At 69.0% G+C, this 18327-nt stretch carries 16 protein-coding genes and 1 tRNA gene; 6 read left to right on the plus strand and 11 right to left on the minus strand.

From position 1 onward, the window contains the following. Positions 1-235: 235 nt before the first annotated feature. Genes thrB through argS form a run of 5 tightly spaced genes read right to left on the minus strand, consistent with a single transcriptional unit; the run spans position 236 to position 6708 of the window. Complete coding sequence (gene thrB, locus VMT65_RS16890; RefSeq protein WP_326309227.1) at positions 236-1192, minus strand: homoserine kinase; 957 nt, start codon at positions 1190-1192, stop codon at positions 236-238. A gap of 25 nt (positions 1193-1217) precedes the next feature. Next, a complete protein-coding gene (thrC, locus tag VMT65_RS16895; RefSeq protein WP_326309228.1) occupies positions 1218-2306 on the minus strand; it encodes a threonine synthase in 1089 nt (362 codons plus the stop codon). Continuing rightward, positions 2303-3631: a homoserine dehydrogenase gene (locus tag VMT65_RS16900; RefSeq protein ID WP_326309229.1), complete on the minus strand. Its 1329-nt coding sequence runs from the start codon at positions 3629-3631 to the stop codon at positions 2303-2305. The genes thrC and VMT65_RS16900 overlap by 4 nt, the downstream gene beginning before the upstream one ends. Further along, positions 3628-5049: a diaminopimelate decarboxylase gene (gene lysA / locus VMT65_RS16905; RefSeq protein ID WP_326309230.1), complete on the minus strand. Its 1422-nt coding sequence runs from the start codon at positions 5047-5049 to the stop codon at positions 3628-3630. The genes VMT65_RS16900 and lysA overlap by 4 nt, the downstream gene beginning before the upstream one ends. Beyond that, the gene (gene argS, locus VMT65_RS16910) at positions 5050-6708 is read right to left on the minus strand and encodes an arginine--tRNA ligase (RefSeq protein ID WP_326309231.1); all 1659 of its coding nucleotides are present in this window, start codon (positions 6706-6708) and stop codon (positions 5050-5052) included. Between the two features lie 122 nt (positions 6709-6830). On the opposite strand from argS, the gene VMT65_RS16915 reads away from it, so the two are divergent. The 4 genes from VMT65_RS16915 (at position 6831) to VMT65_RS16930 (ending at position 10346) form a co-directional block, all read left to right on the plus strand. After that, positions 6831-7781: a DUF3105 domain-containing protein gene (locus VMT65_RS16915; RefSeq protein ID WP_326309232.1), complete on the plus strand. Its 951-nt coding sequence runs from the start codon at positions 6831-6833 to the stop codon at positions 7779-7781. 11 nt (positions 7782-7792) lie between these two features. Further along, positions 7793-8506 carry a DUF305 domain-containing protein gene (locus VMT65_RS16920; RefSeq protein ID WP_326309233.1) on the plus strand — a complete coding sequence of 238 codons (714 nt, stop codon included), beginning with the start codon at positions 7793-7795 and terminating at the stop codon, positions 8504-8506. Positions 8507-8618: 112 nt separating this feature from the next. Next, a tRNA-Arg gene (locus tag VMT65_RS16925) sits at positions 8619-8691 on the plus strand. 380 nt (positions 8692-9071) lie between these two features. Next, positions 9072-10346 (plus strand): lipase family protein, encoded by a 1275-nt coding sequence (locus VMT65_RS16930; RefSeq protein ID WP_326309234.1) that lies wholly within the window; start codon positions 9072-9074, stop codon positions 10344-10346. A 10-nt stretch (positions 10347-10356) separates the two neighbouring features. Here VMT65_RS16930 and VMT65_RS16935 read toward each other — a convergent pair whose 3' ends face one another. The 6 genes from VMT65_RS16935 to VMT65_RS16960 all read right to left on the minus strand — a co-directional run bounded on the left by VMT65_RS16935 (position 10357) and on the right by VMT65_RS16960 (position 16336). Then, the gene (locus tag VMT65_RS16935; RefSeq protein WP_326309235.1) at positions 10357-10563 is read right to left on the minus strand and encodes a hypothetical protein; all 207 of its coding nucleotides are present in this window, start codon (positions 10561-10563) and stop codon (positions 10357-10359) included. Positions 10564-10572: 9 nt separating this feature from the next. Then, positions 10573-11970, minus strand: a complete 1398-nt coding sequence (locus VMT65_RS16940) for a hypothetical protein (RefSeq protein ID WP_326309236.1) — start codon at positions 11968-11970, stop codon at positions 10573-10575. Positions 11971-12114: 144 nt separating this feature from the next. Continuing rightward, positions 12115-12468 (minus strand): hypothetical protein, encoded by a 354-nt coding sequence (locus VMT65_RS16945; protein ID WP_326309237.1) that lies wholly within the window; start codon positions 12466-12468, stop codon positions 12115-12117. 108 nt (positions 12469-12576) lie between these two features. Continuing rightward, positions 12577-13695, minus strand: coding sequence for an ABC transporter ATP-binding protein (locus tag VMT65_RS16950; RefSeq protein WP_326309238.1), 1119 nt, complete (start codon positions 13693-13695; stop codon positions 12577-12579). Beyond that, positions 13692-15170 (minus strand): ABC transporter permease, encoded by a 1479-nt coding sequence (locus VMT65_RS16955; RefSeq protein WP_326310281.1) that lies wholly within the window; start codon positions 15168-15170, stop codon positions 13692-13694. Before VMT65_RS16955 ends, VMT65_RS16950 begins: the two co-directional genes overlap by 4 nt. Positions 15171-15313: 143 nt before the next feature. Further along, positions 15314-16336, minus strand: a complete 1023-nt coding sequence (locus tag VMT65_RS16960) for an iron ABC transporter substrate-binding protein (protein ID WP_326309239.1) — start codon at positions 16334-16336, stop codon at positions 15314-15316. A 120-nt stretch (positions 16337-16456) separates the two neighbouring features. Here VMT65_RS16960 and VMT65_RS16965 point away from each other — a divergent pair, with 120 nt between their 5' ends. After that, the gene (locus VMT65_RS16965) at positions 16457-16900 is read left to right on the plus strand and encodes an Rv0361 family membrane protein (RefSeq protein ID WP_326309240.1); all 444 of its coding nucleotides are present in this window, start codon (positions 16457-16459) and stop codon (positions 16898-16900) included. A gap of 7 nt (positions 16901-16907) precedes the next feature. Then, a complete protein-coding gene (locus tag VMT65_RS16970) occupies positions 16908-18314 on the plus strand; it encodes a metallophosphoesterase (protein WP_326309241.1) in 1407 nt (468 codons plus the stop codon). Positions 18315-18327 lie beyond the last annotated feature (13 nt).

Genomic DNA, 18327 nt, shown 5'->3' on the forward strand with positions numbered 1-18327 from the left:
TGGGGTCGCCACCACGTGGGCTCCGCCACCGAGAGCTGTGGTTTTTCGAACCACCTGGTGGGAGAGATCATTCCAGTTGACTGGCTACCCCCAAGTTTCGAGCCTCAAGCCTCGAGCCTGAGCAAGGAGCCTCTGGAGCGATTTGCCCTGATGAAGCACCGGCGTCTGACGCGCACGATGTACGGACTCGCTCAGGATAGCTCCCGCCTTTTGCATCGGCAAGGCAGGCGCGCTGTCAATCCACCAATACTCCGCCGGAAATACCCGGCTCGAGAACGCGCATGCCGTCGGCGATCGCGAGTTCGCGCAGTTCTTCGGGAAATTCGCTGGTCGTGAAGGCAAGCACGGTCGGTCCCGCGCCCGACACGGTGGCCGCGATGCCCGCTTCGCGCAGTCGCTCCACCCATTTGGTGGTGAGCGGCAGCGCCGACGCGCGGTAGCCCTGGTGTAGCCGGTCGGCCGTGGCGGGAAGCAGCAGGTCGGGACGTTGCGTCAAGGCGACTACCGCGAGCGCCGAACGACTCGCGTTGAAGGCCGCGTCGACGTGCGGAACCTGCTCGGGGAGCAGGCCGCGGGTGTGCGCGGTGGCCGAACGCTCTTCCGGAATCAGCACCACGGGACGCAGCGAGGGGTGCGGTTCCAGTCGCACGGCGCGGTAGACACGCGCGTGATGTGCGTCGGCACTGCCGTTTTCGTCCGCCGAACGGTCGGTTTCGGTCCAGCACACCACGAATCCGCCGAGAATGCTGGCCGACGAATTATCGGGGTGGCCTTCGAATTCACCGGCCAGCTGAACCAGCACGTCATCGCCGTAGGCCAGTTCGGGATCGAACTTCGCGGCCAGTCCGCGCCCGGCGGCCAAACCGCCGACCGCGGCCGAGGCGGACGAACCCATGCCGCGCGAGTGCGGAATCACGTTGCGGCACACCACGTCCAGGCCGTCGGCCCACACGCCCGCGGCCTGCAGACCGCGTTCGATGGCCCGCACCACCAGATGCGAAGGGCCCCAGGGCACATCGTCGGCGCCCTCCCCCTCGACCCGAATGGTGAGCCCGGAGTCCGTGGTGGACACCACGATCTCGTCGTAGAGCCCCAAAGCGATTCCGAGGGAATCGAAACCCGGACCCAGATTGGCGCTCGACGCCGGAACCCGCACGGTGACGGAGATTCCGGCGGGCAGCGTCCGCGTCATGACTCGAGTGTCCTGCGAGGTCAACTCAGGCCAGCTCGAGCTCGTGGGCCACGGCGACCGGGTCGACCGCGATGGGCTTGACCTCGGGCATGCCCGCGAGGGCATTGTCCGGGTCCTTGAGGCCGTTGCCGGTGACCGTGCACACCACGGTCAGACCGGCGTCGAGCCAGCCCTCGGCGCGCGCGGCCAGCAGACCGGCGACCGAGGCGGCGGAGGCGGGCTCCACGAAGACGCCTTCCTTGGCCGCGACCAGGCGGTACGCGGCGAGAATCTCGTCATCGGTGGCCGCGCGGAACGCGCCGCCCGACTCCTCCTTGGCGGCCACGGCCTGATTCCAGGACGCGGGCGCGCCGATGCGAATGGCGGTGGCGACGGTCTCCGGGTTCGACACCGGGGCGCCGTTGACCAGCGGCGCGGCACCGGCGGCCTGCACACCGAGCATGCGCGGGCGCGCGGTGGTGACGCCGTCGGCGTAGTACTCGCTGTAGCCCTTCCAGTACGCGGTGATATTGCCCGCGTTGCCGACCGGCAGCACGTGCACGTCGGGGGCCTTGCCCAGCGCGTCCGCGATTTCGAACGCGGCGGTCTTCTGACCCTCGATGCGGGCCGGGTTCACCGAGTTCACCAGGCCGACCTCGGGGAACTCCGAGGTGACCTTGCGGGCCAGCTCGAGACAGTCGTCGAAGTTGCCGTCGACCTGAATGATCTTCGCGCCCAACATGACCGCCTGGGCCAGCTTGCCCATGGCGATCTTGCCGGAGGGGATCAGCACCGCGCAGTGCAGACCCGCGCGGGTGGCGTACGCCGCGGCCGAGGCCGAGGTGTTGCCGGTGGAGGCGCACAGCACGGCCTTCTTGCCGTTGTACTTGGCGTCGGTCATGGCCATGGTCATGCCACGGTCCTTGAACGAACCGGTCGGGTTCGCGCCCTCGACCTTGAGGTACACCTCACAGCCGGTGAGCTCGGAGAGGTGGTGCGCGGGCACCAGCGGGGTGCCGCCCTCGAAGAGAGTGACGGCCTTCCAGTCGGCGGGAATCGGGAGGCGATCCCGATACGCGTCGATCAAGCCCGGCCACGGCGTATGCACGGCTGCAGCTCGTGCGGTTGCACTCATTCCTCGGTGCCTTCCAATCTCAGAACACTGGTCACGGACGTGACGGAGTCCAGTTCGGCCAACGCGGCAACGGTATCCGCCAGCGCGGATTCCTGCGCGTGGTGGGTCACCACGACCAGGCGCGCGCCCTCGTCGTGGCCTTCCTGGCGGACCGTCGAGATGCTCACGTGGTGCTTGGCGAATTCGCCCGCGACCGCCTCCAGCACGCCGGTGCGGTCGGCCACCTGCAGGTTCACGTGGTAGCGGGTCGGGGTGTCGCCGATCGAGGCGATCGGCAGCTCAGCATAGACCGATTCGCCCGGAGCCCGGCCACCGAAGAACTTGTTGCGCGCCGCCATCACCAGATCGCCCATGACGGCCGAGGCGGTGGGGGCGCCGCCCGCGCCCTGGCCGTAGAACATCAGGCGACCGGCGTTCTCGGCCTCCACGACCACGGCGTTGAACGCGCCGCTGACCGAGGCCAGCGGGTGCTTGCGCGGAATGAGGGCCGGGTAGACGCGCACGGACACCTTGTCCTTGCCGTCCTCGTCGGTGACGCGCTCGGCCATGGCCAGCAGCTTCACCGTGCAGCCCACGGCCGCGGCGGTCTCCAGATCCTCGGAGGTGATCTTGGAGATGCCCTCGCGGTAGACGTCGCCGGAGGTGACGCGGGTGTGGAAGGCGACCGAGGCCAGGATGGCGGCCTTGGCGGCGGCGTCGTAGCCCTCGACATCGGCGGTCGGATCGGCCTCGGCGTAGCCCAGGCGGGTGGCCTCGGCCAGCACGTCGGAGTAGTCCGCGCCGGTCTCGGCCATGGCCGAGAGAATGAAGTTGGTGGTGCCGTTGACGATTCCCACCACGCGATTGACCCGGTCACCGGACAACGACTGGATGAGCGGGCGCACGACCGGGATGGCGCCGGCGACGGCGGCCTCGAAATACAGGTCGGCACGGTGGTTTTCGGCGGCGGCGGCCAGCTCGCCGGTGTAGTCGGCCAGCAGCGCCTTGTTGGCGGTGACGACGGACTTGCCCGCGTTCAGGGCCTTGCCGATGAGGGCGCGGGCCGGGTCGATGCCGCCCATGACCTCGACGACGATGTCGACATCGTCACGGGTGACCAGGGTTTCGGCATCGGTGGTGAGCAGCTCGGCGGGCAGACCGCGGTCCTTGCTCAGGTCGCGCACGGCGACACCGCGCAGCACGACCGGAGCGCCGACACGGTTGCACAGATCGTCTGCGTGGTCGCGAATGATGCGCACGACCTCGGTACCGACCGTGCCCATGCCGAGGACCGCGACGCCAATGGGATGATCCTGTCCCCACACGCCGGTCTTGTTCTCGGTCATGCCTTCACCTCCAAGCTGAGTAGGTCCTCCACCGTTTCACGGCGAAGAATCAAGCGCGCCTTGCCGTCTCGCACCGCGACCACCGCGGGCCGGGTGAGCAAGTTGTAGCGGCTCGACATCGAGTAGCAGTACGCGCCGGTCGCGGCCACCGCCACCAGGTCGCCCGGGCCCACATCGGCCGGGAGCCAGGTATCGCGGATGACGATATCCCCACTCTCGCAATGCTTTCCGACCACGCGAGCCACCACCGGACCGGCCTCGCTGGCGCGCGAGACCAGGCGGCAGTCGTACTCGGCCTGGTACAGGGCGGGACGAATGTTGTCACTCATGCCGCCGTCGATGCTCACATAGCGTCGGCGATTGCCGCCGTCGAGCACAACATCTTTGATGGTGCCGACCTCGTAGAGGGTCACGGTGCCGGGGCCCGCGATGGCGCGGCCCGGTTCGACCGCGATCTTCGGCTGCGGCAGCCCGATCTGGGCCGCCTCATTGGCGACCAGGTCGCACACCTTGGCGGCGAACTCGTCCAGCGGCGGCGGATCGTCGTTCGGCAGGTACGAAATACCGAGGCCGCCGCCCAGATCCAGGGTGGCGATCTGCGCGGACTTCTCGGCGCCGAACTTCACGCCGACCTCGTGCAGCAGCTTGAGCATGCGGCGGGCGGCGACCTCGAAGCCGTCGATCTCGAAGATCTGCGAGCCGATGTGCGAGTGCAGGCCGACCAGGCGCAGATTGTCGGACTCGAAGACCCGGGCGATGGCGTCCATGGCATCGCCGGAAGCGATGGAGAAGCCGAACTTCTGGTCCTCGTGCGCGGTCGAAATGTATTCGTGGGTGTGGGCTTCCACGCCGACGGTCACCCGGACCAGCACCTCGGCGACCTTGCCCGCACGCTTGGCGATGGCCTCCAGGCGCTCGATCTCGATCAGCGAGTCGATGACGATGTTGCCGACCCCGACCTCCACCGCCAGCTCCAGCTCCGGCACCGACTTGTTGTTGCCGTGCAGGGCGATTCGCTCGGCCGGGAATCCGGCGTGCAGCGCCACCGCGAGCTCGCCGCCGGAGCAGACATCCAGGTGCAGGCCCTCGTCGCGAATCCAGCGCGCGACCTCGCCGCACAGGAAAGCCTTGGAGGCGTAGTGAATTCGCGCGTCCTTGCCGAAGGACCGGACCATATCCCGGCAGCGGGAACGGAAGTCGTCCTCGTCGATCACGAACAGCGGCGTGCCGAACTCGGCCGCCAGCTCGTGCACCGGCACACCGGCCAGGCGCACGACACCGTCGGCGTCGCGAGCGGCATTGCGCGGCCACACATTCGCGGGCAGCTCGATCATCTGCGCCGGATCGCTGGGCCGCTCGGCGAGCGTCGGCGCGTGCGGGATGTCCGCGTGGCGGGGTCCGGCGGGGTGGGCACTCATCTACATACGCTCCGGGGCAGAGACGCCTAGCAGGCCGAGTCCGTTGGCCAGCACCTGACGGGTGGCCTTGACCAGCTCGAGGCGGGTGGCATTGAGGGGGCTGACCGCGTCGTCGCCCTGCGGGATGACGCGCAGCGTCTTGTCGGACTGGAAGGGGTGATAGGCCCCGGCCAGCTCCTCCAGGTAGCGCACCACGCGGTGCGGCTCGCGGGTCTCGGCGGCGGTGGCCACCACCCGCGGGTACTCGCCGAGGGTGCGCACCAGCTCGCCCTCGCGATCATCGGTGAGCAGCGCGAAATCCGGTGTGACCGAGGCGAAGTCGAACGCGGCGGCATTCCCGATGATCTGGTTGGTGCGGGCGTGCGCGTATTGCACGTAATAGATCGGGTTCTCGCTGTCCTGCTTGGTCCACAGGTCCAGGTCGATGTCGATGCTGGAGTTCACCGAGGAGCGCACCAGCGAGTACCGCGCGGCGTCCACGCCGATCGCCTCGACCAGGTCGTCGAGGGTGACCACGGTGCCCGCGCGCTTGGACATCCGCACGGCCGCACCGTCTTTCACCAGATTCACCATCTGGCCGATGAGCACCTCGACGGTGTCCGGGTCGTCGCCGAAGGCGGCCGCGGCGGCCTTGAGCCGGCCGATGTAGCCGTGGTGGTCCGCGCCCAGCATGTAGATGCACAGGTCGAAGCCGCGCGAACGCTTGTTCTGGAAGTAGGCGATGTCACCGCCGATGTAGGCCGACTTGCCGTCGCTCTTGATGACGACGCGGTCCTTGTCGTCGCCGTACTCGGTGGAGGCGATCCACCAGGCGCCGTCCTTCTCGTACAGCTTGCCCGAGGCCTTCAGCGTCTCGATGGCCTTCTCGACCGCGCCGGAGGCGAACAGCGAGCTCTCGTTGAAGTACACGTCGAAGTCGACGCCGAACTCGTGCAGCGTCTTCTTGATCTGCGCGAACATCAGCTCGACGCCCTCGCGCCGGAACAGCTCGTGCCGCTCGTCCGCGGGCAGCTCGGCCGCGCCCGGGTTGGCCTTCACAATGGTGTCGGCGATCTCGTTGATGTACGCGCCCGCGTACCCGTCCTCGGGCGTCGGCTGCCCGGTGGCGGCCGCGACCAGCGAGTTGGCGAACCGATCGATCTGCGCGCCATGGTCGTTGAAGTAGTACTCGCGGGTGACGTCCGCGCCCTGGGCGGACAGGATCCGGCCCAGCGCGTCACCGACCGCGGCCCAGCGGGTGCCGCCCAGGTGGATCGGTCCGGTGGGGTTGGCGGAGACGAATTCCAGGTTGATCCGCTGGCCCGCGAGAGTGCCCGCGGTGCCGAAGTTCTCACCGGCCTCGAGAATCTTCGCCACGATCGCGCCCTGCGCGGCCTTGGCCAGGCGAATGTTCAAAAAGCCAGGTCCGGCCACCTCGGCGGCGTCGATGCCCTCGGCCTGCGACAGCGCCTCGGCGAGCAGGGTTGCGAAGTCGCGGGGATTCATTCCCGCCTTCTTCCCTACCTGCATGGCCACATTCGTGGCATAGTCTCCGTGCTCGGGGTTGCGGGGACGCTCCACCTTGACCTCGTCGGGCAGGACCGCAGGGTCGGATCCGCGTTCGACAAGTACCTTCGCCGCGGTAGCACGAAGGAGATCTGCAAGGTCAGCTGGAGTCACGAGTCACTATCCTATGGTCTGAGCAGGTGAACGCCGCGAGCGGGCACCACCGGGCAGGTGCCCAGCAAACGATGCGGCCGCGTCGTTTGATTGTCCGACACGTCGAAGAGAGCACAAAAAGCATGCCGAGCAAGACCAGTGCCAAGTCGGCCAAGGCCATCAAAGCCGCGGGCAAATCATCCGGTTCGTCCCGCAAGGGGGGTGGCGGTACCAAGCTGGGCGGTAAGCGTCAGATTCCCTGGCTCACGATCGGCGCCGTGGTCTGCGTGGTCGCCCTCATCGGTGCGATCGCCTGGGTGCTGGTGCCCAAGATCCAGGACAAGCAGGAGCAGAACAAGTACACGCCGTCCGCGCAGAAGAAGGATCCCTCGGATCAGATTTCGGGCGTGGTGAAGAAGGACTACCCCGCGGGCCTGCACGTGGCGGCCACCCAGCGCGTGGCCTACGACCAGGCCCCGCCCTTCGGCGGCCCGCACGACGGCTCGTGGGCGGTGTGCACCGGCGTGGTGTACCCCAAGGCGATTCGCACCGAGAACGCGGTGCACTCGCTCGAGCACGGCGCGATCTGGATCGCCTACAACCCGGACAAGCTCGACAAGGCGGGCATCGACACCCTGGCCGCCAAGGTGAAGGGCAAGCCCTACACCCTCATGTCGCCCTACCCGGGGCTGGATTCGCCGATCTCCCTGCAGTCGTGGGGCCATCAGCTCAAGCTGACCAGCGCCGATGACAAGCGCGTCGGCGAGTTCATCACCGCGCTGCGGCTGAACCAGTACACCTACCCCGAGGTGGGCGCGGACTGCGCGAACCCGACCTTCAATGTCGACAACCCGCCCGCCTTCGACCCCTCCGCGCCGGGCCCCGACGCGGTCCCGATGGACGGCAAGGGCGCGACCAAGGCGCAGGACGAGTCCGGCGGCGTTCCGGGCATGCCCACCGGCGGCATCCCCGGCATCCCGGGCCTGCCCGGCGGTACGCCGACCCTGCCCGGCGGCATTCCGACCATCCCGGCCCCGACCGCCGAGGACCAGACCCCGCCGACGCAGCCGGAGCAGCCGGCTCCGACCCAGTAATGCCGCCGTTCATGTCCGACGTCCCCGATCGCAGTTCCGAACCGGAACCCGCCGCCGAGCCCGCCCAGCATCCCCGCCGCAACCAACGGCAGCTGCTGGCGATGCTCGGCGTGGTCGGGGTGCTGCTCGCCGGTTTCCTGGCGGGCATCCTGGTCGGCAATCCGTTGAAGCACGAGGCCGAGCAGCCCGGCGCGGTGGATGTCGGCTTCTCCCAGGACATGTCGGTGCATCACACCCAGGCGGTGCAGATGTCGGGCCTGGCGCTGTCGGGATCCACCGATCCGGCGGTCAAGCGCCTGGCCTACGACATCCTCACCACGCAGGCCAATCAGGCGGGCCGCATGCAGGGTTGGCTGCAGCAGTGGGACAAGCCGCTCATCTCCCCCGACGGCTACATGGGGTGGATGACCGACATGTCCGCACACCAGCATTCGGGCACCGCCATGCATTCCGGCGCGGTGCAGTCCATGCCCGGCATGGCCTCCGATCAGGAGATGGCCGCCCTGGGCCAGGCCACCGGCACCGCCCTGGACACCCTGTTCCTGCAGCTGATGCTGCGCCATCACCAGGGCGGCATGCCAATGATCGAGTACGCCGCCCAGCGCGCCGACACCGACGCGGTCCGCTCGCTGGCGCAGAGCATGGCCAAAACGCAGAAGAGCGAGGCCGACCTGATGACCCAAATGCTCGCCGAACGCGGCGTCTCCCCCCTGCCCATGAACTGACCCGACGCGGGCCGGACACCCAAAACACCCGGTCCGCGTCGCTTTTTGGCGCAGCGCACCCAATGCGATACGCTTTCTGCGCCCGACCGGGAGACCGGACGGGACCATCCCCGCCCTCGTAGCTCAGGGGATAGAGCGTCTGCCTCCGGAGCAGAAGGCCGCAGGTTCGAATCCTGCCGAGGGCACCGAAGTAAGGCCCCGACCGAAATGACGGTCGGGGCCTTACTCATATGCGTTGCCTAGGGGGACAACTGATTTCGTGCCGATCAGGGTAACTCGCCGGGTACGCCCGAAATCGGTTCGGCAGGCGACCGGCGGCACGGGTGTGGGATTGGCAACGGCACCCGGCTGCCCGCTGAAGTCGCGGGGAGGCGGGACTGACTTTTCGTGCCATCGTGGAGGATTGGCGTTCCGAATTTCGGGTATGGACGCAAAGGTGGGAGTCGCGCAGCGCGGTGTCCGGTTGTGCAGGAGGCAATCGGACACCGCGAGCGCATTTTTCGGGGGCAACTCGGCAGCCGTGCCTTGCGATGTGAAATGGGGATGGGCCGGTAAGTTCTGAAGGGTGTCCGAGAACGAGAGCGCCCGTGCCGAACAGCCGCAGCGACGCGTCTCGCGCCCACTCGCCGGGGGACTCACCAGCCTCGCGGCCGTCGCCCTCACGGGTCTGAGTCTCGCCGCGCCGGTCGTGGCCACGCCCGTGACACCGGAGGAATCGGCGGCGGCGTTCTACCACCCGGTGGACGAGCGGGTGGCGGGCACGCACGGGTCGGTGATCCAATTGCGGCCGCTCACAGGCGATCCCGCGCTCGCGGGGGCACGCAACTATCTGGTCCTGTATCGGTCGGTCGACATGCACGGCGATACGGTGGCGGTCTCGGGGACGCTCGCGGTGCCGGACGGCACGCCGCCGCCGGGCGGCTGGCCGTTGATCTCCTGGGCGCACGGGACGACCGGGGTCGCCGATGTCTGCGCGCCCTCGCAGGACACCTCCCCCGATTTCCCGGCCCACGACTACACCTCGCTGGTGCGGCGGGTGCAGGAGCGGTGGATCGCGGCCGGGTACGCGGTGACGCAGACCGACTATCAGGGCCTGGGCACGCCCGGCCCGCACGGCTACCTCATCGGCACCGCCGAACAGCGCGCGGTCACCGATATGGCCAGGGCCGCACGGGAAGTCGATCCCGAGATCGGGACGCGCTGGGTGGCCATGGGGCACTCGCAGGGCGGCCAGGCGGCCATTTTCACCGACGCGCAGGCGCAGCAGTGGGCACCGGAGTTGCAGCTGCTGGGTTCGGTGGCGCTCGCGCCCGCCTCGCATCAGGGCATTGGTCTACAGGCCTCGCAGCTGGCCAATTCGGCGGGCGTGGCGGGCGCGCTGACCCCGCTCACCGGTGGCGCGGTGGCGTTCCTGCCCTTGATCATTCGTGGCGCGCAGACGGTGGCGGATCTCGATCCGGCCCGATTCCTCACTCCCCGTGCGCAATCCATGCTGGACCAGGCCGACACCGGCTGCATCGGCCAGCTGCGGCAGTCCGATTCCTGGGGCGGGTTGACGGCCGACGAGGTCTTCACCCGCAACGGTGACATGTCGGCGCTGACCCGCGTCCTCAACGACAACGACCCCAGCGCACTGTCTTTCACACAGCCGCTGCTGGTACTGCAGGGCCGTTCGGACACCACCGTCCCGGCGCTGGCCACCGATGCCATGGTCGTGCAACAGAAGGCGGGCGGACAGCCGGTGCAGTATCGCGGCTACCCGGGCGTCGACCACCGGGGTGTGCTGGAGGCGTCGTTCAATGACGCGCTCGCCTGGGTGGACACCCGATTCGGGCGCTAGTGCGGCGTTTTCACGCCGGGGCGGTCCAGCCCGGATCGCGACCGAACCAGGCGGCCAGCCGGTCGTAGGCGGGCGCGTCGTCGGCGATCGGCACCTCGTGACCGAAAGCCTTTCCCGGACCCCGGAATTCAGGCTTCAACAGCTGCTTGGACCAGGCCAGTCCATACTCGGCGTGTTCGGGATCGAGGGTCGGATCCACGGCTGCGGTGTCGGCCATGGGGCCAGACTAGCCCTGGGGCAAGGCGTTCCGGGGCGCCTCGCGCAGGGCCAGCACCCGCGTGGTGGTCGGCGGCCGGGTCGCCGCACGTCGCGGGGAGCGAATCCGCCACAGCAGGTACAGGCCGACCGCGCAGCCCAGCGTGATGACCAGCGCCATCCACCCCGGCACCGCGGATATCGTGGCCTGCGGATCCCGATACCAGCGCGGCGAGTAGGCGACGCGTCCGAAACTGTGGCCGCGCAACGCGACCACGAGGCAGGGCACGATCAGCACCGCGACCGCCACCACGGCACTGCCCGCGTGCTCCGGCACGGCCGCGCCGAAGCAGTATCCGATGATCAGCGCCGTCAGCGTCACCCCGAGGATCGGGATCACCGCGTGCCCGCGCGCCAGATCCACGGTCGTGGCCGCGAAGACCGCCAGCGCACCGGTCGCGGCCATGCCGGCCCAGGGCGAGCGCCACCGCCGCCCGGCGGCCAGGCCCACCACCACCGCGAGCACCGGGATGGGCGCACTCCAATCCGGCCGCGGCACCGCGATGATCGCGCTGCCCGCGTTGGCGACCGCCACCGACAGCAGCACCAGCGTGCCCTCGCGACCGGGCAACAGCAGCGCCGCCAGCACGGCCGCGGCAATGGTGACGGCCACCATCACCCCGATCTGCGCGGGGGTTCCGGAGTGCCGCACGAACCAATCGGTGGACAGCGCCGTCGCGGTGACCAGCACCAGCGCGGACAAAATCGGGCCGATGGCCAGATCGGTGTTCTCGGACCCGACCGAGACCTCGGCGCGCTGTACCAGCACACCGAGCGCCAAGGCGGCCGCCGCGAGCAGCACCAGCCACATCGGGGGCGTGCCGCCGGAAGCCCATTCGATGAGTGGACTGCGACTGCCCGACTCGGGCAGCGAGGTCTGGTCGCCGATGAGAATGGCCGACAGCGCGCCGATCAGGTACGCGCCGGTCGCGAGCGGTTTGCCGAAGACCGCGACCGCGAGCGCGCCCAACAGAATTCCGCTGAAGATCGAGTCGATGTAGTTGACCGTGGTCAGCGTCCCGGTGGAGGCCGCGTCCCGAGTCCAGAGATGGTCCAGCAGCAACACCACCACGCTGCCGAAGGAGGCGATCCACGCGCTGCGCCGCCCCAGCGCCACCACCAGCGCCGCGGACACCACCGCGAACGCCGCCCCCGCCGCGGCCGCGCGCGGCATGTTCAACACCATCAGATCCATTTGCAGCACCGGACCTTCGGCGCCGCGCCCCAGATCCAGCGGGGCCATCAGCAGCAGGCCCGCGATCACCGCCCCCAGCAGCGCCGCCGTCGCCTCCACCGGGCGCGCGAAGCGCCGCAGCCCCGGGGGCGCGGCGAGTCCCGCCGGTGGTGCCAACGCGAACTTCGCGCCCATCTGTCACCTTTCGTTGGTGATGCGACGCCTTCCGCGTTACAGCAATAACGAGCAGCTATCTGTTGGCGAGGTTAACAGGATTGGGCTGTGTGAAGCCTGAGACGTGGACTCGGTCACAGGGCCGGGCGCGGCCGGATCACCGGGTCAGGCGCAGCGGAAACGGAAGGTCGCCACGGGTGTGCTGCCGGGGACCGACGTGAGTTCGAGGGCCGCGTCGCCGTCGAGCGCGCACCCCACCGGCGTGCCGATCTGCACCCGATAGCAACCGGGCGCACCGGGATAGACGGCCGTGCCGTCATTGCCGGTGGTGATGGTCGCGAGGTTCGCGCCGCCGCCGCAGGGCGCGATGTCCGCGGCCACGCCCGCCATGGGGAACTGTTCGGGGCCGTAGACGGCCTGCACCTTCAGCGCCGGATCGGCGGGCGGATCCGCCTGCGCGAGGGGGGCCAGCGCGCACGCGGCGGCGAGGGCGGACGTGACGAGCAGCGTGCGGCGCACCTGATCTCCTTCGAGTCGAGCCGAGGCGAATTGGCCTCCGCGCCAATATAGGTGCTACACCGACCGTCCAGTCATATTCCGCGGCTTCGGCTCGACGCCACCGGTCGATCAGACCGTGGACACCGCGTCCGCCACCACCGCGCCGCCGTTCGCGGGCGCGCGGCCCGCCGCGGCGCACTGCGCGCTGCTGAAAGCGACCGCCGCACCGAGCACTTCGAGCTCGACCCGGTCACCCACCGCGGGCGCGTCCACACTGACCCGGCGCACCTGGATGAGCTCGGGGCAGCCATCGAGATCGAGGGTCAGCATGACATCCGCGCCCCGGAATTCCAGGGCGCGCACGGTCGCGCAACCGTCGTGGCCATTGCCCGCCACCCGCGCGAGCAGCTGTTCGGGTCGCATCATGACCGCGCCCGCACCGGTCGGCGCGTCCACCTGGACGGGGATGCGCCCGAGCACGGTCTCGGCGGTCTCCGCGCCGATGGTGGCGTCGAGCAGCACGGTGTCGCCGAGGAATCCGGCCGTGAACAGATCCGCCGGGGCCGCGTACACCTCTTCGGGCGTGCCGACCTGGGTGAACCGCCCCGAGCACATGACGGCCACCTGATCGGCGAACGACAGCGCCTCCTCCTGATCGTGGGTGACCAGAATGCTGGTCATGCCCGCGGCGCGCAGGGTTTCGGCGACGGCCTGCCGGGTGGCGGCGCGCAGTCCGGTGTCGAGGGCGCTGAAGGGCTCGTCCAGCAGCATGACGGTGGGCTTGCGCGCCATGGCGCGGGCCAGGGCCACGCGCTGCTGCTGTCCACCGGAGAGCTGGTGCGGTCGCCGATCGGCGTACGAGGCGTCCAGCGACACCATTTCGAGCAGTTCGGTCACCAGGTGCCGGTGCTTGCGCCGGCCGCCCAGTCCCCCGCCGAGCCCGTAGGCGATGTTCTGCCCCACGGTCAGATGCGGGAACAGCGCGCCGTCCTGCGCCACGTACCCGATCTTGCGCCGGTGCGGCGGCACCGAGAACCCTTGCCGGGTCACGGTTTCCCCGCCGATGGACACCGAGCCCGCGTCCGGGTTCTCGAATCCGGCGATCACCCGCAGCAGCGTGGTCTTGCCGCAGCCGGAGGAGCCGACCACGGCGGTGGCGCTGCCGTCTGGCACGTCGAGGCCGATACCGTCGAGCACCGGCGCGTGCCCGAAGGTCTTGGAAACCTGGTCTACGACAAGACGACTCACAGTCCCGCCGCCTTCCTGGATTGGGTGAACAGCAGATAGGTGACCGGCACCGAGGCGATGATCATGATCAGCGCGTACGGCGCGGCCGCCGCGTAGTCCAATTCGCCCGACAGCTGCCAGAACTGCATGGCGAGGGTGCGGGTGCCATTGGGGGCCAACAGCAGGGTGGCGGTCAGTTCGGTGGCCACGGCCACGAACACCATGGCGGCCGCCGCGGCCGCCGCGGGGGCGGTCAAGCGCAGCGTCACCCGGAAAAAGGTTGCGGCGGGGGATTTTCCGAGCACCTGCGAGGCCTCCTCCAACCCGACCGGCACCTGCGCCAGCCCGGCGCGCACGCTCACCAGGGCGCGCGGCAGGAACATGAGCGTGTAGGCGGCCAGAATGGTCGCGGCCGTCTGGTAGAGCGCGGGCAGCCACCGGATCGACACCGTCACCAGCGCCAGCGCGATCACAATGCCGGGCAGCGAGCTGGTGATGTAGTTGGCGCCCTCGATGATTCGCGCGAACCGCGATCCGGAGCGGACCGCGATCCAGGCCACGGGGAAGGCGCACAGGGTGGTGATAGCCGCGGCCGTGGCGGCCAAACCGAGGGTCTGGCCGAGGGATTCGCCGATCTCACCGGTATTCCACACCGCCGCCCCGCCGATCTTCAGCCAGCGTCCGATGGTCCACAGCGGCACACCCAGCGTGGCCGCCAGCGCACCGGTCAGCACCGCGAACATGGGAATCCGGCCCAGCCCCAGGTGAATTCGATTCGCCCCGCGCTGCGCGCCGCCGCCCACCCGCGCGTAGCGGGCCCGCCCGCGCACCCCGGCCTCGGCGGCCAGCAGCACCAGGCACAGCACCACCAGCACGCCCGAGAGCGTGCTGCCCGCCGCGCCCGCGAAGCTGGACTGGTACTGCTCGAAGATGGCGGTGGTGAAGGTGTCGAACCGGATCATGGCGAACGCGCCGTACTCGGCCAGCAGATGCAGCGAAATCAGCAGTCCCCCACCGAGCACGGCCAGCCGCAGCTGCGGCAGCACGACCCGGGCGAACACGGCGACCGGCCCCGAGCCCAGCGCCCGCGCCGATTCCTCCACGGCCGGATCCAGCCGCCGCAGGGTCGCCGCCGCCGGGAGATACACCAGCGGGAAGTACGACACCGTTGCGACGAGCACGCCCGCCCACAATCCGTGCAGCGAGGGGATGGCGCTGACCCAGCCGTAGCTGTTGACGAAGGCCGGAACCGCCAGCGGCGCGGCGAAGATCGGCCCCCACCAGGCCGCGCCCGGCACAGTGGTGCGCTCCACGATCCAGGCCAGGCCCACACCCAGCACCACGCAGATCGGAACGGTCAACACCACCAATTCGGCGGTGTTGCGCAGCAATTCGCCCACGCGCGGGCGGAAGACGAGTTGCGCGGTCTCGTGCCATCCGGTCGAGACGAGCGTGGACACGATGTAGCCCAGCGGCACGAAGGTGGCCGCCACCATGAGCAGGGCCGCAATGGTGATGAGCGACCCGGGGGTGACGAGCGACCCGGGCCGCAGTGCGGCCCGGGTCGTGGATGCCTTCGTGCGCCCGCGCGGGGAAGCCGGTGCGGCTCCCCCGGGAACATCGGTCCGAACGGTCACGGTTACAGCAGGCCCGCCTCGGTCATGAGCTGCGTGACCTTCTTGGCGTCCAGCTTGCTCGGGTCGATCTTGGGCGCGTCCAGCGAGGCCAGCGGCGGCAGCGCGGGATTCGCGGCGACGTCGGAGGCCACCGGGTACTCCATGGAGTCACCGGTCTGCAGGACGGTCTGGCCCTTCTTGGAGGTGATGAAGTTCAGGAACTTCTGGGCATTGGTCTGGTTCTTGCTCGACTTCAGCACGCCGCCACCGGAAATGGAGACGAAGGCGCCCGGGTCCTGGTTCTTGAAGTAGAACAGCTGGGTGTTGGCGCTGTTCTCCTTGGTCTTGGCCTGGTCGCGGTACCAGTAGTAGTGGTAGATGATGCCGCCGTCGACCTGGCCCGTGTTGGCGTCCTTCATGACGGAGGTGTTCGTCTTGTCGGCGACCACGTTGTCCTTCATGCCCTTCAACCACGCCTTGGTGACGTCCTCGCCCTTCTGCGCGAGCAGGGCGGCCACGATGGCCTGGAAGTCCGCGCCACTCGGGGCCGCGCCCCAGCGGCCCTTCCACTGCGGCTGCTGCAGGTCCAGCAGCGACTTGGGCAGCTGGTCGGCCGGGACCTTGGCGGTGTTGTAGACGAAAACCGTGGAGCGCGCGGCGATTCCGGTCCACTTGCCGGTGGACGGGCGGAACTGCTCGGGCACCTGCGCCAGGGTGTCGGCGTCGACATCGGCGAACAGTCCGGCGTTCTCGACCAGCGCCATGGCCGGGGAGTTCTCGGTGAGGAAGACGTCGGCCTTCGAGTTCTTGCCCTCGGCGACGAGCTGGTTGCCCAGGTCGGTGTCACCGCCATTGCGGATGGTCACCTTGATCCCGGTGTCCTTGGTGAACGCGTCGACCCACTCCTTGGTGAGGGATTCGTGCTGCGCGTTGTAGACCAGGATCTCGTTGTCGCCGGAGGACGAGCTGGAGCAGGCGGTGGTCGCGCCCAGCACCGCGATCGCCGCCAGTGCACCCGACACCAGTTTCCATCGAGCCGCCGTCATGACCGTCCTTTCCCTCTGCCAGCCTCGCCTCTGAGGTTTGCCTAACCAACGTACAGTCCCGCCCCGCGGGTTCAAATCCCGGCCCACCAATCGACACGGAATCGCTGTAATCTCCCGTCGGTGACCAGCACTCGCCGCACTCCCCTGACCATCGGACTCGGCGTCGTCGCCGTGGTGCTCGTGGGAGGTGGCATCGCCGCCGCGGTGACATTGAACGGCAATGACTCCGGCCCCAGCGAGGACAAGCGCGTCGAGACCGCGCTGCGCGATTTCTACACCGCGCTGTCAACCGGCGGAGCCTCACAGGCCGTGGGCAAGACCTGCGCGAGCGACCGCGCCCAATACGACGCGTACACCGACGCCCAGAAGAAGGCCATGGACCAGGGCCGGGTCTCGATGCGGGTGGATTCGGTGCAGGGCATCACCATCACCGGCGATCGCGCCACCGCCGTCACCCTCGGCACCTTCAGCGTTCCCGGTGCCGCCGACAGCAAACGCTCCACCAATGAACATCTGCGCAAGGAAGACGGCGTATGGAAGGTCTGCTCCAGCGACGCGAAGTAGGACGGCCATGAGCTGCTGCGGCCCGAATCGACGTCAGCTGCTCGGCTTGCTCGCGGTGGCGGCGGCCATGCCGCTGGGCTGGGCGAGTCCGGCTCGCGCACAGGCGGGTTCGCTCGCTGTGACCGATCTCGAGGTCGTCACCATCACCGATCGATCGGCCGTGCTGACCTGGACCACCTACGGCCCGGACGCCAATGGCAATCCGGTCCCGGTCGAGACGGACAGTGAGGTCTGGCTCGCACCCGCCGATGGTTCCGCACTGCGGCAGGTCTTCGGCGACTCCCGGCCGACCGCCTTCCACTACGCCGAGGTGACCGACCTGGAACCCGGCCGGACCTATCGGTTCGAGGCCCGCTCGGCGGGCATCCCGGCCGCGCCCGCCCTGAATGTGTCCACCCGCCAGCCGAATACGCCGGAGACCCAGGGCGTCTTCACCACCCTGGTGCCGCCGCCGGGTCGCCTGCTGCGAACACTGGCCCTCTCCAACGACATTCACTACGGCGAAGAGGTCAGCGGCATCATCACCGCGGGCTTGCCGCCCGGATTCCGCCAAGAGCCCGGTCTCGCACCGTATCCCGAGATCATGCTGGCCGCCCTGCTCGACGACATGCGCCGTCCCGACCGCGCAGTCGACCATCTCCTGCTGGCCGGTGACCTCACCGCCGAGGCCACCCCCGAGCAGGTGCGCGGCGTCCACACGGCCCTCGCGAATTGGGGCGTCCCGGGCCGAGACTGGTTCGCGGCCCGCGGCAATCACGACCGCCCGCACCTGGGCTCCGATTACGCGAGCTGCACGCCCTACCTCGACCACAACGACTGCTGGGGCGATTCCTTCAGCACCAGACAGCAATTGGCGTCCCACGAGCTCGGCGAACTCCGCCTGATCGCCCTGGACACCACCGAACTCGATATCGCGGGCGGCACCATGGACCGCTCCCAACTCGACGAGCTGCGCGAACTGCTCACCGCCGATCCGGACCGTCCCACACTGCTTTTCGGTCATCACCCCGTCACCACCGAATCCGGCTGGTCGAATCTCGCGGGCCCGAGCTTCATCCTGAACGCCGCGAATGCCGCGGAGCTGCAATCGATCTACCAATCCGCGCCCGGCGTCTTCCTGCACCATTCCGGCCACACCCACCGCAATCGCCGCACCCGCGCGGACCTGCCCATCCCCGTCGAGTTCCTGGAAGTCGCCGCCTGCAAGGAATACCCGGGCGGCTACACCCTGCTGCGCCTGTACGAGGGCGGCTACATGGTCAACTTCTACAAGACCCGCACCGACGGCGCCCGCCGCTGGAGCACGCGCTCGCGCGGCGAGTATTACGGCCTGCTACCCGAATACACCCTCGGCACCACCGCCGACCGCAATCACACGGTGCTGCGCGATCTGAGCGGAGTGTCACCCGCCTGAACAAGAAAACGCC

This window comes from Nocardia sp. CDC153 (assembly GCF_035818515.1).
Taxonomy (GTDB): Bacteria; Actinomycetota; Actinomycetes; order Mycobacteriales; family Mycobacteriaceae; genus Nocardia.

Bases quoted from the DNA above. Each gene is read 5' to 3' on its own strand.
- VMT65_RS16960 (WP_326309239.1), bottom strand. From the start codon at position 16,336: ATGACGGCGGCTCGATGGAAACTGGTGTCGGGTGCACTGGCGGCGATC.
- VMT65_RS16900 (WP_326309229.1), bottom strand. From the start codon at position 3,631: ATGACCGAGAACAAGACCGGCGTGTGGGGACAGGATCATCCCATTGGC.
- VMT65_RS16970 (WP_326309241.1), top strand. From the start codon at position 16,908: ATGAGCTGCTGCGGCCCGAATCGACGTCAGCTGCTCGGCTTGCTCGCG.
- lysA (WP_326309230.1), bottom strand. From the start codon at position 5,049: ATGAGTGCCCACCCCGCCGGACCCCGCCACGCGGACATCCCGCACGCG.
- thrB (WP_326309227.1), bottom strand. From the start codon at position 1,192: ATGACGCGGACGCTGCCCGCCGGAATCTCCGTCACCGTGCGGGTTCCG.
- VMT65_RS16935 (WP_326309235.1), bottom strand. From the start codon at position 10,563: ATGGCCGACACCGCAGCCGTGGATCCGACCCTCGATCCCGAACACGCC.
- VMT65_RS16940 (WP_326309236.1), bottom strand. From the start codon at position 11,970: ATGGGCGCGAAGTTCGCGTTGGCACCACCGGCGGGACTCGCCGCGCCC.
- thrC (WP_326309228.1), bottom strand. From the start codon at position 2,306: ATGAGTGCAACCGCACGAGCTGCAGCCGTGCATACGCCGTGGCCGGGC.
- VMT65_RS16955 (WP_326310281.1), bottom strand. From the start codon at position 15,170: ATGGTGGCGGCCACCTTCGTGCCGCTGGGCTACATCGTGTCCACGCTC.
- VMT65_RS16915 (WP_326309232.1), top strand. From the start codon at position 6,831: ATGCCGAGCAAGACCAGTGCCAAGTCGGCCAAGGCCATCAAAGCCGCG.
- VMT65_RS16920 (WP_326309233.1), top strand. From the start codon at position 7,793: ATGTCCGACGTCCCCGATCGCAGTTCCGAACCGGAACCCGCCGCCGAG.